This is a genomic window from Nostoc sp., from assembly GCF_036919815.1.
Taxonomy (GTDB): domain Bacteria; phylum Cyanobacteriota; class Cyanobacteriia; order Cyanobacteriales; family Nostocaceae; genus Nostoc.
The window spans coordinates 1-14859 of sequence record NZ_JBALCE010000065.1 but is presented as its reverse complement, the minus strand read 5'-3'; the positions used below and the strand labels follow the sequence as shown (position 1 = coordinate 14859).

15 protein-coding genes are annotated in these 14859 nt (G+C 43.3%); 5 read left to right on the top strand and 10 right to left on the bottom strand.

Features of this window, described 5'->3' with window-relative positions; translation table 11 throughout:
* Window positions 1–120: 120 nt before the first annotated feature.
* Window positions 121–645 (bottom strand): SRPBCC family protein, encoded by a 525-nt coding sequence (locus tag V7K15_RS15625; RefSeq protein ID WP_334906420.1) that lies wholly within the window; start codon window positions 643–645, stop codon window positions 121–123.
* 351 nt (window positions 646–996) lie between these two features.
* Here V7K15_RS15625 and V7K15_RS15620 point away from each other — a divergent pair, with 351 nt between their 5' ends.
* The 3 genes from V7K15_RS15620 to V7K15_RS15610 all read left to right on the top strand — a co-directional run bounded on the left by V7K15_RS15620 (window position 997) and on the right by V7K15_RS15610 (window position 3326).
* Entirely contained in the window at window positions 997–1473 is a 477-nt protein-coding gene (locus V7K15_RS15620; RefSeq protein WP_334906418.1) for a hypothetical protein, read from the top strand.
* Between the two features lie 153 nt (window positions 1474–1626).
* Window positions 1627–2667, top strand: a complete 1041-nt coding sequence (gene hemF, locus V7K15_RS15615; RefSeq protein WP_334906416.1) for an oxygen-dependent coproporphyrinogen oxidase — start codon at window positions 1627–1629, stop codon at window positions 2665–2667.
* A 290-nt stretch (window positions 2668–2957) separates the two neighbouring features.
* Window positions 2958–3326, top strand: a complete 369-nt coding sequence (locus tag V7K15_RS15610) for an STAS domain-containing protein (protein ID WP_292830645.1) — start codon at window positions 2958–2960, stop codon at window positions 3324–3326.
* 102 nt (window positions 3327–3428) lie between these two features.
* Here the strand turns inward: V7K15_RS15610 and V7K15_RS15605 are convergent, their stop codons facing one another.
* The gene (locus V7K15_RS15605) at window positions 3429–4034 is read right to left on the bottom strand and encodes a chromophore lyase CpcT/CpeT (RefSeq protein ID WP_334906414.1); all 606 of its coding nucleotides are present in this window, start codon (window positions 4032–4034) and stop codon (window positions 3429–3431) included.
* A 210-nt stretch (window positions 4035–4244) separates the two neighbouring features.
* Here V7K15_RS15605 and psb29 point away from each other — a divergent pair, with 210 nt between their 5' ends.
* Window positions 4245–4952 (top strand): photosystem II biogenesis protein Psp29, encoded by a 708-nt coding sequence (gene psb29 / locus V7K15_RS15600; protein WP_334906412.1) that lies wholly within the window; start codon window positions 4245–4247, stop codon window positions 4950–4952.
* A 195-nt stretch (window positions 4953–5147) separates the two neighbouring features.
* Here psb29 and V7K15_RS15595 read toward each other — a convergent pair whose 3' ends face one another.
* The 5 genes from V7K15_RS15595 to V7K15_RS15575 all read right to left on the bottom strand — a co-directional run bounded on the left by V7K15_RS15595 (window position 5148) and on the right by V7K15_RS15575 (window position 8185).
* A complete protein-coding gene (locus tag V7K15_RS15595; RefSeq protein ID WP_334906410.1) occupies window positions 5148–5510 on the bottom strand; it encodes a phage holin family protein in 363 nt (120 codons plus the stop codon).
* Between the two features lie 199 nt (window positions 5511–5709).
* The gene (locus V7K15_RS15590; RefSeq protein WP_334906408.1) at window positions 5710–6384 is read right to left on the bottom strand and encodes an ExbD/TolR family protein; all 675 of its coding nucleotides are present in this window, start codon (window positions 6382–6384) and stop codon (window positions 5710–5712) included.
* A gap of 43 nt (window positions 6385–6427) precedes the next feature.
* On the bottom strand, window positions 6428–7156 hold the full coding sequence (locus V7K15_RS15585; RefSeq protein WP_334906406.1) for a MotA/TolQ/ExbB proton channel family protein: 729 nt from the start codon (window positions 7154–7156) through the stop codon (window positions 6428–6430).
* A gap of 139 nt (window positions 7157–7295) precedes the next feature.
* On the bottom strand, window positions 7296–7523 hold the full coding sequence (locus V7K15_RS15580; protein WP_442949680.1) for a sensor histidine kinase: 228 nt from the start codon (window positions 7521–7523) through the stop codon (window positions 7296–7298).
* A gap of 185 nt (window positions 7524–7708) precedes the next feature.
* Window positions 7709–8185, bottom strand: a complete 477-nt coding sequence (locus V7K15_RS15575; protein WP_334906401.1) for a hypothetical protein — start codon at window positions 8183–8185, stop codon at window positions 7709–7711.
* Window positions 8186–8568: 383 nt separating this feature from the next.
* Between V7K15_RS15575 and V7K15_RS15570 the strand changes: the two genes are divergently transcribed.
* Window positions 8569–8895: a YkvA family protein gene (locus tag V7K15_RS15570; protein WP_334906399.1), complete on the top strand. Its 327-nt coding sequence runs from the start codon at window positions 8569–8571 to the stop codon at window positions 8893–8895.
* Between the two features lie 77 nt (window positions 8896–8972).
* Here the strand turns inward: V7K15_RS15570 and V7K15_RS15565 are convergent, their stop codons facing one another.
* From V7K15_RS15565 to V7K15_RS15555, 3 genes are all read right to left on the bottom strand, one after another.
* The gene (locus V7K15_RS15565) at window positions 8973–9350 is read right to left on the bottom strand and encodes a GxxExxY protein (RefSeq protein WP_334906397.1); all 378 of its coding nucleotides are present in this window, start codon (window positions 9348–9350) and stop codon (window positions 8973–8975) included.
* 40 nt (window positions 9351–9390) lie between these two features.
* Window positions 9391–12597, bottom strand: coding sequence for a glycoside hydrolase family 15 protein (locus V7K15_RS15560; RefSeq protein WP_334906395.1), 3207 nt, complete (start codon window positions 12595–12597; stop codon window positions 9391–9393).
* A 375-nt stretch (window positions 12598–12972) separates the two neighbouring features.
* On the bottom strand, window positions 12973–14859 hold a 1887-nt coding region (locus V7K15_RS15555; RefSeq protein ID WP_334906393.1), incomplete at its 5' end, for a WD40 repeat domain-containing protein.

The window sequence follows — 14859 nt, the reverse complement described above, 5'->3', positions numbered from 1 at the left end:
TAGCTATTAACTGGATGCTTTCTTAAGTAAGGTCAGGTTAGTGTTTTCACTGTTACTGCCGTAACAAAACTTAGTAAATTGCATTATCACCTAATAGAATCTTAACTTTATTTAGGGATTCTAAAAATCAAAACAACTATCATTAATAGATTTTTTCTTACCAGATACCGTTGGCAATGCCGTTTTTTCTACTGCCTCGACTAAAGACCGTGCTACGCGGTCGGCATAAGGACGGGATAAAGACCAAATCAGGGGCGATAACCAACCCCGTAGGGTTACAGAATAAGACAGACAAGTACCACAAACGGTTGACTCTACTTGATAAGTCACCCGTTCCTCGATTCCAGGAATCGCCAGTACTCGGATACTCAGCATCTCTCTAGGATTGACGCGTTCCACAAAAATCTGGATGGGAATCGGCGAAAAGCGTGTTACAGCCTGAAAAATTAATCCTGGTTTGGGTACTAATCCGTAGGGCACATTAGTACTCTTAAGTAGTGGATGCCAGGAAACATCTGTTAAGTCAGCGACTTTTTGCCACAGTTCATCTACAGAAGCAGAACTAATCTCTCGATAAGTCCGCACCAGAGAAGCGCAAAACCGACGACGTTTGCGGTGGATGAATTTGGATAACCAACCTTGCATTTTCCTAATCCTCCTCGCTAGACTCTTTCTGGTAACTCTGGTATGGTATGCAACTATGCTCAACCCCTAAATTAAAACTTTCTCAAAAATGCCCTAAACATAACAAGCCTCGATTCGGCAAAGATGCCAACAGCCAATATAGGAATATGGCAAAGAAGTTTTGAGCCGGACAGTCAAACCGTTGATATTTCAAGGTTACCACTAAAGTCTAGTGTTTATAGTGACATACTCCTACACTGATGCAAGCATACAGTGTAGGCTTCTCATCCAATCCAGCTATTGCTGTGCGTAGGCGATGAGCTTTGTTTTAAGTCCACGGAATGCCCTACCGCAGACTGTAAATTTCTTACCTTGTACCCTACAAATTTTACTGTCCTGGATGAGATGCTGGAGCCAGTGCGTTGGGCGGGTTCCCCGGCTTGTAGCAACTGGCGTGCTTATTCGCACTATAGGACAAACCCGGAGGTGATTTGTATTAATCAAGATGTGCCTACTTACTTCTATGCTGTGCAACGGAGTCGCTTGCCAATAATCGGAATGCTACTGGACAGAGGCTTATCAGACACCAATAGGGTGAAGTTAACCAAATCTATTCTATCAAAATATTTTGCTCGTTTCCTCCATGTTTTCCTCCCTCTCTACGAGACGCTACCGCGAACGCCTAACGGCATTGGTCGTAAAACTGTCGTCAACTCACTCGCAGTTCATCTCATCACCTCCCTTCGGGTAGGTGAGAGGCTTCTTGCTGGTCAAGCTAAAATATTCCCATTAAAAATTAAAAAAAAGCTCAGTCAATATATAAGCGTATACGCATTTGAGGGAAAATAACTCTAGTGATGCCCATCAATCGTATAAATGCTTAACCAGTAATAAAAAAGCGGGTTGGGCAAATAGAGCTTGATTGTTGGCGCGTGTTTCACCCAGATTTGAAGATAAGAAATTTGTGGCTTTCTGGAAATTGTAATTTAGGTTCGGGAATCTATGTTGACCAACTCGCAAACACCAACTGTAGCAGCATCATCCAAGTCTTTGCCAGGAATTGACGCTCAGACTAGAGTCCGCCAGTTTATGCAACAGTTGCAAGATGAAATTAGTCAAAGGCTGGAAAACCTGGATGGTGTGAGCAAGTTTATTGAAGACAGTTGGGAACGCCCAGAAGGGGGTGGAGGGCGATCGCGTATTCTCCGTGATGGTGCAATATTTGAACAAGCAGGTGTAGGTTTTTCCGAAGTTTGGGGAGAGCATTTGCCGCCCTCAATTTTAACCCAACGCCCGGAAGCAGCAGGGCATGGCTTTTATGCCACGGGTACTTCAATGGTATTACATCCTCAAAATCCTTACGTGCCGACAGTTCATCTAAATTATCGCTACTTTGAAGCGGGTCCAGTGTGGTGGTTTGGTGGCGGTATTGACTTGACACCTTATTACCCCTTTGCTGAAGATGCGGCACATTTACACAAAACATTAAAGCAGGCTTGTGACCAACACCATCCAGAGTATTACCCAGTGTTTAAGCGGTGGTGTGATGAATATTTCTACCTAAAGCATCGTGACGAGACGCGGGGTGTAGGTGGCCTGTTTTTTGATTACCAAGATGGTGAGGGTGGTTTATATCGCGGGCCAAATCCCAATGGGGAAGCGGCTATTTATAGCAACCAGGTGGGAACACCAGCAACCCGCAATTGGGAAGATTTGTTTGCCTTTGTGCAAGACTGTGGTCGGTCATTTTTACCAGCCTACGTACCAATTGTAGAACGGCGACATGGGATAGAATATGGCGATCGCCAACGGAATTTTCAACTCTACCGCCGGGGACGGTATGTAGAATTTAACTTGGTTTATGACCGAGGCACCATTTTTGGTCTACAAACCAACGGACGCACTGAATCAATTCTCATGTCCCTACCTCCCTTAGTGCGCTGGGAATACGGCTATCAGCCAGAACCCAATTCCCCCGAAGCCGAGTTATATGAAACCTTCCTCAAGCCCCAAGATTGGATAAATTGGACACCACCTCAATAGTGACTTGAAAATCGGGCATGGGGCATGAAGAAGAGACAAAGGAGACAAGGAAGAGGGGGGAGACAATGGAGAGACTTGTTCAATAATTCCCCCTTGTCCCCCTTGTCCCCACTCCCCACTCCCCATTAAAAATTGCTACTCAGCACTATTTTGGTTAGTTCAACTACTAAAGGTAAGCACTTAACAGAAAAAGGTGACAAATTTAGCTATAGCTTGTTAATCTCAAGTGACAGCATTAGAAAATTCTGTCACTAGTTAATCTGAAAAGGAATGCCACGGGGAGGGCTTTAGTGATTCATATAGACCAAAAAAGTTACACAACCCAAGACGGAAACACGGTTATTGTCTTGACGCCAGCAGGTCGTCTAGACATTACCACCGCTTGGCAATTTCGCCTGAAGTTACAGGAGTGTATTTCAAAACTCAGCCGCCATGTAGTTGTAAATCTGGCTCTGGTCAATTTTATTGATAGTTCGGGTCTTACGTCTTTGGTAGCTGGAATGCGTGATGCTGATAAAGTCAAGGGCAGTTTTCGCATCTCTAATGTACATCCAGAAGCCAAACTCGTGTTTGAAGTGACGATGATGGATACTGTTTTTGAAATCTTTGAAACGGAAGAGGAAGCTTTAGAAGGTGTACCTCGTAGCATCGCCAGCTAAGAAAGACGTGATTAATCGCGTCTGTACAGGAGTTAAGGGAGACGCGATTAATCGCGTCTGTACAGGAGTGAGGAGTTAATTCAAAACTCATGAGTCATCAGTTTATCTTATTGAATACTGGTTTCGCTTGGTGTAGCGATAAGGCCCCATAATCGCTCCCCAGGTTGCTTTTGAAGTTGCTGGATCAATTCCTTTGTCGTAGCTGTGAAATTCTGCCGTAGTTGCTTCAAATCCCAAGGAAACATAGACGCTATTACCAAGATAAGTAAAGCTGCAACGAGTTTCTGGTAGTGGGGTAGCGGTAAACTTATAGCGATCGCACGCTTGTGTTTCCTGGGTAACTGTTAGGATGCAACCTGGTAGTAAATCTAATTGTTCGGGTGTCAGTGTGTTGAGTAGGGCAGGGTTATGGCCTGCGCCTCTTAATGCACCTGGATCTTGAGGCATATAGTATTGTACTTCCACAGTTGCGTCAGAGTTGCTCCCCTGACGCAACCGGATAATTCGCTGGCGATAAGGTTGATCTAGATTAATAACGTTAGCCTGTTCAGCAAACAGGGTAATGCTATCTTCTGTAAACAGATTAACTGGTCTTTGCCACAGGCGGAGGTGGACATACCAAGCTGGTTCTGCGATCGCTTGTTCTCGATTATCAAATTCACCAGCTAGGTACTCACCTAAAGCAATTAACTGTGGCGAGAAGTTCATAAGTGCAATAAACGAATCATTAAGGATGAGAATTTTTGGCTAGTTTTTTAGGGGAAAAGGTCTTATCCTCTCTGGCTAGCAGCTGATAAAGTACTTCTGATTTGTCTTATATTGTAAATGAAACCGTCGCCAGCTAAAAGCTCAACTTGGCAAACTAGCCTTTAAGCGTGAAAATAAAGATACGTCGCCCTTAACATTCTGTTTTTCTTTGTGAATAACGTCCGTACTGTCTCTGATACAAAGCGAACTTTCTACAATCTTCACACCCGTCCGATCAACACTATTTATCGTCGGGTAGTAGAAGAATTGATGGTGGAAATGCATCTGCTATCAGTAAATATCGATTTTAGCTACAATCCGATTTATGCCTTGGGTGTCGTCACTACCTTTGACCGCTTCATGGAAGGCTATCAACCAGAACGAGATCAAGAATCAATTTTTAATGCCCTATGTCGGGCTATAGAAAACGATCCGCAACGCTATCGACAGGATGCCGAAAGATTGCAAACTGTAGCTAAAGGTTTGCCAGTTAAAGATTTAATTGCGTGGCTAGGTCAAACTACTCACTTAGATCGAGATGCTGACTTGCAAGGATACCTGCAAGCGATCGCCAACAATCCTAACTTTAAATACAACCGTTTGTTTGCAATTGGTGTATTTTCGTTATTGGAACTGTCAGATCCCGAATTAGTTAAAGATGAAAAACAACTCACTGAGGCGCTGAAAGCGATCGCTGCTGGCTTGCACCTCTCTGAAGACAAACTCAACAAGGATTTAGAGCTATACCGTTCTAACCTAGATAAGATGGCGCAAGCGCTGGTAGTGATGGCAGATATGCTCTCAGCCGATCGCAAAAAACGCGAGCAACGTAAACAACAATCAACTACCCCAGTTGCTCCCCCAAGTTCCAACGAATAGTTAGGAGATGAAAGTGATGAGTTAGGAGTTCTGAGTGAGGAATTGTTAATAGACATCTCCAGAAATTAAATATGCGTTACCCAGAACCCTTGTAGAGACGTAGCAGTGCTACGTCTCTACATTCTTTTTCACTCCTATGTCTAATAACTCCTAACTCTTGTACAGACGCGATTAATCGCGTCTCTACTCCTAACTTTATACGCCTAATAATCTGTAGATTAAGCTGTTAATTATAGTCAGCGTAAATGCTCCGATAACAGCACTCCAAATCCCGTAACGTAAGTAAAAGCCGTCTACTAACCAAGCAGCAATACTAAAACAAACCACGGCAATCATAAATGTGAAAATACTGGATAGTAAGTCCAATGTGAGTAAATTTGGTACTGCAAAAACGAGGCTTAAAATCGGTCTGACTATTGCTGTCACAATACCAAGCACTGCAGCCGAAAGGAAAGCTTTACCTGGAGTGTCAATTTCAACTCCCAGAGGTAATTTGCTAATTATCAGCAGGCTGATAGCTGTTACTACCCAAACAATTAAAAGCGTCACAATATTCATGCCACAACCCCTGAAACGTGAATGGCAATTGGTGATAAATTACTTTAGTTTATCGCTGGAAAAATCTTTAAAGCTCAACCAATTATCTATAAATTAGCAGGAAATTTTTCTCTAACCGAATTTTATTTTAGATATCTTTAGGTTTGGGAAAGAGCTTGAAGGGAAGTGGGGAGATTTTAATTCTCCCCTGCTCCCGATCTCATTTTTTAAGAGTAGGTTGGGTTTGTTTGGGTGCTACAGGGGCTTGGGATGCTGGTGGGTTAGAAATACCAGGACTGATGCCTTGCCCAGTTGGAGGTTGACCAGTTACCGTGGGGAAGGGTACGGAATTAGGTGCTAAGGGAAAATTAGGGGTAAGATTCCCTTCGGGATTAATACCTGGAAGTGTTGATGCACCAGGATTGATTGGAAATGACGGAATAGCAGGCTGGTTAAGTAAGTCTGTGGGTGGTTGAGATGACCCAGGAATAATTCCCAAAGAAACGCGATCGCCCCCGACTTGCCGGAGCAAATCTAATGTCTCAATCACATCATTGTAAGTTGCTGTCCGGGAAGCATTCAGTACCACAATGGCACTGGGATTTTGTTGGAGATACTGTTTTAACCTCTCTCGCAAATCCTCCCGTTTTACAGGCTGTTTTTCTATGTAAGTATTGCCAACGGCATCGATAGTTACAATCAGACTTCCACTTTGTGAGGTTATCCCAGATACTGAACTGGGGCTGGCTTTGGGCAAATCAACATTTATTGCCTGTTGCCGCGTAAATTGCAAAGCTGCTAACAAAAAAAACGTCAGGATACAAAAAACAACATCAATTAAAGGGATGATTTGAACTTGGACTTCTTCAATTGGAGTATGTAGATTAACTTTCATTGTCTCACTCTAACACCTGGTTTGAGGGTTGAATTCTTAACTATTAATTAGGTGTATTCGGGGGTTCAGGAGTTTCAGAAAACTTAGTCTTTCCTGGCTTGCGGGGTGGAGTGAAATTTTCTGGCACAATTGCTGATGTTCTATTACTAAAATCAGGCGGAGACTGGCGGTAGAGCAATTCCATCTCATTCCCTGCCTTCCGAAAAACTTTGACTTGGTTAACTACAAAACTTTGAAATAGGCGGTAAAATGCCAAACTAATGATGGCAACTATTAACCCAGTTGCCGTAGCAATCAGTGATTCACCAATACCAGTAGTCACCCCAGCCGTAGATTCAGTTCCTAAATCGCCAATCCGAATTGATCGCAAAGCGCGGATTAAACCCAAAACCGTGCCCAACAATCCCAGGAGTGGCGCTAGGGCAATCACGGCTTCTAAAAGTTTTTCGCCCCGCCGCATTCCAGCCAATTCATCTTCTGCTGTAGCCTCCAGTGCTAGTCGAAAGGTTTCTGCATCAGTTTTAGCAAAGCGTAGAGGGGCGTAGAGAAAACGCCCCACAGGCTGATGGCTTGCCCTGCTAGCAATGTCCGCAGCTACTTCCCAATTATCTTGGGCAGCATTGAGGATGCGAACAACTATTTGCTTTTCCTGAGTCAACATTCGCAACCAGAACCACAAACGCTCGAAAATCACACTCAAAGACAGAATCGAGAGAACCAGCAAAGGCCACATCGCTGGTCCGCCCTTATAAAATAAATCTAAAATATCCACTGTTTAAGTTTCCTCCCTCCATGACTAGAGCAAATATGCTGAAGCATTTTAATTTTAGAGATTAATCCAAAATGAGGGACTTCTAAAATATAAATTTCTCGAAAATCTAAAAAGACAGTGTAAGCATGGCGTATTTGACTTAGACTGCTGTAGAAACTTGCTGCTGGGTAGGCAATTGAATGACAAACTCACTTCCTTCACCAAGAGTAGAAAAACATTCCAATTTACCACCATGTTTTTCGGTGATAATTTGATAGCTGATTGCCATGCCCATACCTGTTCCTTTGCCTACAGGTTTGGTGGTGAAGAAAAGATTGAAGATGCGGTTTTTCACCTCTTCTGGCATTCCCCCGGCATTATCCGCGATGCCTTCTCTTCTCTACGAGAGGCTGCGCCAACGAGACGCTTCGCGAACGGCGAGCTTCGCCAACGCAATTTCCACCGACTGCGAATTGCTCATTGAGGTGCGGATGCTAATCTGGCTGGGATTTGCTTCGATCTCCTGATAGGTGCGATTGGCGTTTATTTCGTCTAAAGCATCGATCGCATTTGCTAGAACTTATACGTGAAAATCCTTGACCAGATGGGTTTACCAGCTTTTACAGGTTCGGTGTACCAAGTTTGGTTGAAGTTGTTCCAATCAGAAATAAGATTAACGTGAGTGCGATCGCCTTGGTCATCTGTGGCGTAGTTGTAGGAATTTTTCGGAGGCTTGGCACTCCAATCATCAATCGTCACAGTTTTGCCATCGTAGCGGGCGCCTCCTATGCCTTCACCTGTGGTCAGCCTGATGCCGATGTAGGTTAGGTCATAAGCCTGCATTTGTTTTAAGAAATACTTTCCCACAGTTTTGCGATGCCTAACGCGCACATCTAATAACCCCATCTGAATGACATCAGCATTAATTTGATTCATTTTATGGGCAATAGATAAATAAGAATTTAAATGTTGATCTACTATATTGCTAGTTCGATCCATCAACTGTTCTGCCAAGTCGTTGACGGCTTTCTGTCCATTTTTAAATGACAAATAACCTACTAAACCCACCGCTCCAAATTATTTGTAATACAAAGGGAATAATCAGAACCATCTGTAGGGGGATTTTAGATATGCCAAAGTCATGCTTCTTCATCGGTAGGTTTCATCCTGCGTTAGTGCTTCGCCTTTTGAAAAGCAAATAAATTTACACTAAAGAGGCGAAACTTTAGACTTATATAACTAGGATTCCCTTCTAAAATACATAATCAACATTATTTGTTGTCAGGCAATTACTAGACTCTTGTGCAGAATCACAGAGTAGGTATTTAGTGACAGATTACGAGTAGCGTCTTCCAGACTAACTAGGGCGGTTATTCCCACCGGAAGTTTTTAGGATTATTTGTCAAAATTAAAGATAACTGGAGGTTCAAAATATGAAATTTTCAATCCAATCACTTTACACTTGGTATCGCAATGTCCTTCGTAACCCCAAGTACCGTTGGTGGGTAATTTTAGGAACATTGGTCTATTTGGTCAGCCCAATTGATGTTCTCCCAGATTTTATACCCGTTGTGGGACAGATTGATGATGTTTTCCTTTTGACCCTGCTAGTTAGTGAGGTGTCTGGGCTAGTAATTGAGGGCTGGAAAGCTCGTAAGGGTGATGTGAGTGGTGATGTGGGTACTGAAGCAGCTGATACTACTGAGCCTTCTACTTCCACTGCAAGCACTATTGATGTTGATGCTGTTTCTGTTAAGTAGATTTTAAACGCATAGGCGCTTCGCCTTCCCGTAGGGTAGGAACGCGGAGGGAAACGCAAAGGAACGCGGAGGGGGAGTTAGAGGTTGTTGGCTACGCGTTTGATACCTTCTTTGAGGTGGAGAACGTTAAAGTTGAGAAGAAGACCTAGTTTGCAGTTTGCGAGTTTGAGATAGGTTAAGAGTTGAACGGAGTGAATCGGGTGGAAGAATTCTACAGATTTAATCTCTACAATTACTTGGTTTTCGACTATCAAATCTAATCGATAAACACATTCCAATTGCACATCTTGGTAAACCAAAGGCAATGGAATTTGCTTACCAACATTGAATCTGGCTTCCTTCAACTCGTAATCCAAGCACACCTCATAAGCCGACTCCAACAAACCAGGCCCCAAAGCAGTATGCACCCTCATCGCACAACCAATAATCACCCCACTCAACTCATTCTCTCTCATCCTCTGCGTTCCTCTGCGTTTCCCTTTGCGCCCCTCTGCGTTAAAAATCTTTCACAAATTCCGTCAAGAACCGGAAAGCCTTCAAAATATAACTAGCGCAATCTCTAGGAGAAGTGTTGTAAAACGATCGCCACGCACTCCCCTTATCCTCATCATAGCGATCGCCTCTATCGGGATGGTGTTCTAACCATGCTAATCGCACCGCATGTCCAATCAACACATCCAACACAATATATTCTTCAATTTGCAACTTAGGATTATTGGCAGCGATCGCAGCTAATTCTCTTAATGCTTCAATATTAACTTGGCGATATTCTGGTGCTTCGATTTTATTCAGCAAATGCTCAACTAACAGAGCAAAATTTCTTTCGCCAGCTGTCATTTCCGACAACATTATCTCACTATCTAAACGATTGCGGCGCTCTAGTTTATCGCCAATTACTAGACCCTTGCAATGTTGCATTAATAGCCAAACTTGCTTAAAAAATTCTTTTGGTACGCGCCCCGTCGCACCCTCGGCTTGACGAAACCGCGGCCAACCGTCTGGCGGGACTTCTATTCCTTCTCCTATTACTGGTAACACCACCCAAGCAATATCACTTTCTTTTTGCTTGACATGCAGTGATTCTTGCTGGCGCAACAGGTTACTCATGCCAGTATATCGAGTTAATACCTGACGCAAGCGCATTTTCACTTCAAAGGGCGAAAGTTGCATTAAGCGATCGTATGCTTCATCTTGAGTAACATCCAATTCCTGCGCTAGTTCGCTAGTTATCAATAGGATGAGATACCCGACTCTCAGCGTTAGTAGTCCCTGGAATAATTCCGGTTCCGAGTGAATTAAGATACCAAGATAGATTAAAATCTCTTGGGTAAGGACGCGATCGCGGATATCCTCACGACAAAAATGATTAATTTTATCGGCAATTTCATCGTGGGGCATGGGGACGGTAATCAAGGATGCCTCACTGTAAGCTTTACCTACAGCAATTTGCTTACCTCGCACCAAAATACTCGTCACTGCATCTGATAGGCTGATATCAACCATTTGCCGTAACCCCGCAGCCCGACGCACTACTGCCCAAATGCCTAAATCTCCAGCTTTGGTATAAACTTCATCTAGTAAATCAGCTACGGTGACAGGATATCCTGGGCCACCATACCCCGTATCAAATTCCATTCCCTGCAAGCGAGTTAAAGTTTGCAATAACTCAATTTGCTCGTAGATATTCTCTGATGCACGTAAACAAGAAAGTAATAATTCCAAGTTGGTTTCATACTCCATCTGAAATTCTTGAGTATTTCTTAAGCGCCAGTTTTTCTCAGGATGATAAGCTAGGTAATAGCAACGTAGCCCAGCATTTTTCACTGGCGATCGCAAAAATTCTGCATTTGGCAGAAAATCAATTCTTTGGATTCCAGCTGTCAGCATTAGCTGATTTAGCCGCCCTAATTTCACCCGCACACCGTTACAAACACCATCTTTCAGTTCTTGCATTAGTTCTAATAATGCTTCCGAACCGATTTCTAACATGGTATGCGTCAACATTAAAGTCAAAGTAGGACGCCCTAAATCGTTCCAATATTTTTGAATGTAAGCTAGTTCGCTTCTAATTTGATCCAGGAGAAAATGGTAATCAAGGGTTAAGTAAAACTGTTGAGAATCTGAAAATGCAGGCAAAAATACAATTGTTTCGCCGCGAATCCGAAAGATTCTAGATGTTGTTAAACTCCGCAGCCGCCGCACTGGACGCCCAGTTAAACCAAGTTTATCGTTACGTCCAATTTGGGTATAAATAGCGGAAAATTCTCCAGCTTTTCTCACCTGAATCGGTTCTACTTGGGTAGGCGTTTGTGCTTCAATTCCGTGAACTTCTAGTTTCGTCTGTAAATCTTCATCTTCTGCTAATAAAGCGATTTGTACCAATGCCTCGCGCTGTTTTCCCACACACAAATGTCTCCCCAAAGGGTCGATATCACCAACCGCGACTAACCCTTCACTCAACATTTCACTAAGAAAATATAAACTTTGCGCCCACACCAAAGGAATATTTTCATTGGGCAAACGTGGTTGCGTTTGGGGTGCTAACTTTTCTGCTTCTATGTTTTCGGCTGGAACATAATAAAGTTCTGGCAATAAACGCAAACCATTTTGTTCTATAAGTAATGCTTCTAAAAGCTCTTGGTATTTTTTAACTTGTTCTTGTTCGCCGCGAAATAATCCATCTAGAACTAAATAAGTGAAAAATAACGGCCATTCGCATTCAATATGCTCAAATTGCTTGAGTTCCCACGGTTCGTAGTGTAAGCGCTGATGATCTTCTAAAACGGTTTGGTGTCCATCACGCAGAAAGCGTTTGCAGCCGTATTTACCTGCGAGTTTGTTGATAATATCGTTTAAAGTGCGATCGCGTAACTGCAAATCTTCCACTGCAAAGGCAGGATAACTAATAATACTCAACAGCGCTGCATCAATTTCTTTGGAACCAGATTCCCTCGGTAATAAGGATTCTAAAGTAATCCGAGCGCGGGCGATTTCATCTGGTAGCACATGAATCACCGATGCTTGACTACCACGCACACCAAACAAATCCAGTCCGTTGATAGCTTCTAAAGCAGCTTTTGCCATACCTACGGAACTGGCGTTTAACTCAGCACTACCACGATTAATTTTATTACCGCGTTCCCAAATGCCGTAATCTGGGGTACGGTAAGCTCGTCCAATATAGTAAACTAAGTTTTGGACGAAATTCACTTCATCAATCGTATAAATTATTTGCAATCCGCCAGCCGTCATTTGCCCCAACATCAGTAAAAATATAGATGTGGCATCAAGTTGCAAATGTCCCCATTCGTCATCACCCACAACAATGTCGCCCGTCGCGGTATTATATTTGGCGTGCAGTCCATCTAGTAGCGACTGAGTATGTTTAAATGTCTCTACTTTATGAGCCTGTCGCATCATTGCAAACAACAACCCGCGCATCAGTTTGATGACACTGTGTTCTAGTTCATAAGTGCGTCCCTCATCGTCGTCAATCTTGCGGTATGCAAGTCCTAAACCCCAAACTGCCAAAATGCTGTAAACGTTGTCTCGCACCCAGGCATCAGTATAATCGCCGTGGGCTGTAATCGCTGTACTCGCAGGTAGTAAACCAGTAATCGGATTTTGCCGAGTCAGAATAATTGTCTTGATTTGCTGGTAGTAATAGTCCAGACGAGTTAGCAATTCAGTAGATGTTTTCATGATTTGGTTCAGAACTACTTGCAAAATTCGACCCTGTGACTGTGAAGTGAATTACCTAAACCAAGTCAGAACAACTTCTGTAATGGTTGATGGGACAACAGCTAAGGGTGGTGTGAGTTTATTATTATCTCGTTTTAATAGGTTTCTGGGTACTTAATTTTAGGGAACCCGAACTAAAATACGATATTTGTTCAAATTTTCATCAAGTTGACTAGACCTCTTGCAAAAGTCCCCTCCTCGCTTGCGGGGAGGGGAGACAAAGCGTAGCTTTGGCGGGGTGGGGTTCTTATTTCTGATTTATGCAAGAAGTCTACTCTCTTCAAACTTATACCTGTCATCTTTTCCAGACTTGATCAACCAAGGTTAACGTGAGTTCTATTGCGATTCAACCTTGCCTTGCGCCAACTCTTTCGCTTTTGCCTGGGAATCAAACTTTAATTTATTATCCCACTGCTGTGCTTTGCCAAACTTTTCCACAGCGCCCTTAATATCATGATTTCGCGCTAACTTCTCACCTTGGATGACTAACGTTGTCGCCCCTTGCGCCTTACGGGATGGAGTTTGGCATGATTGCAACTCTTCTAATACTTCTGGATGGCCAATGAAGTAATTATTTAGCAACTTGCAACCACTGAGCAATAAATTATCGAAATCCAAATCCCATAAAATTATTGTCTTGTCATCACTTGCAGAAGCTAACTGTTGTCCATTGGGGCTGTAGGCGACGCTATTGACCTCTTTGCTATGACCTTCTAAAGTATTCACCTCGATCGCACGATTTTCTTTCTTCTCGTTGGGCTTTAAATAAACCGCTTGCTGTAAAGTTGCTACAGTTTGCATTCGGGTATCGCTTCTGTGCTGTGCCCAAAGTGTATGCTTGAGTTTGCTAACTGCTTTTAAGGCTGCTATTAAAGCATCTGGATATTTTTCAGAGACAGCAAAGGCTTCTGAAGAATTATTGATGGCGCTAATTTGATTAACATTTGCCTCTACTGCCCACTGGAATGTTGCGGCTGCTAAAACAGCAAATCCTAAACCTGCGGTTTTAGAACCAAAAAGGGCGCGTTTGAGAAAGCTATTCAGTTTTGCTTCACTCAGTTTTCTTTCTTTTCGTTCTTTTTCCAGTTCCGCCATTACCTGCTTTAACTTCGGTTCCTGTTGCTGGCGAATAAAGGCGGCGATGTAGTCATGTACCAGTTGATAACGGTCAGCCGGGTTCTCTGGTAGCAAAACTACTAAGCCAGATTGGACAACAATTTCTAACACTAAATCTAATTTACTGATTTCAGAAGCTTGTTCCGCCCTAGCTTCTGATCCCCCCGCCTGCGGCGACCCCCTTAAAAAGGGGGTTAAAGAAACTAAGCCCCCCTTTTTAAGGGGGGTTGGGGGGATCTCCGACAAGTACGGGATCAAATCGCGTTCCAACTCAGCGCGAGTTTTTAACGGGCGAGTTCCTTTGTCATCCGTCAGCAAATACAGTAATATGTCTGCTGCTTGGTGATTTTCTTCACCGCAATCATTAACAACTTCATTCAAATAACGCTTAACCAATTCGTCTTTAGTACCACGTTGCCGATATTCTGCCAGAGTTGTAATATTCTCCGTTTGCAGTTGCGCCCCCACAACCTGCAACTCAATGGGACGAACTTCACCCAATTCTCCGGCTAAATCTTGCACCAGTTGTTCAACTAAAACATCCTCTAAGTGAAAACTAGTATTTTCAGTTAAACGCTGAATAATTGACTTCGCATCAGCAGGTGAGAAATTCCCCAACTTGTAAAGCACATTATTACTGAGAATGTCATTGCCAATAATCTTCAGGCTGGGCAAATCATTGCACTCCAGCAAGTAATGGATGTAATCTACCCGCAGCGATAAGATAACTTTTACCGATAGAACATTCAGACACTTTCCCAGAAACTCAAAGAATTGCTTCCGTTGTGCAGGTTCGGTGTAAACAAAGAAAAATTCCTCAAATTGATCAAAAATTAACACCGTCCGCAGGTTACATTGTTCGTTTTCGCGTAGTTGAGTAATTAAGGACTTTGTAGAGACGCGATTCATCGCGTCTGCACTAGGAAATGAAGAAGACGCGGGGAGTAAGGAGTGGGGATTTTGAGTATCAGAGGTGGATGCATCCGGTTCAAAGGTGGATGAACGGAGTTCCGAGGTGGATGCATCCGGTTCAAAGGTGGATGAACGGAGTTCCGAGGTGGATGCATCCGGTTCAAAGGTGGATGAACGGAGTTCCGAGGTGGATGC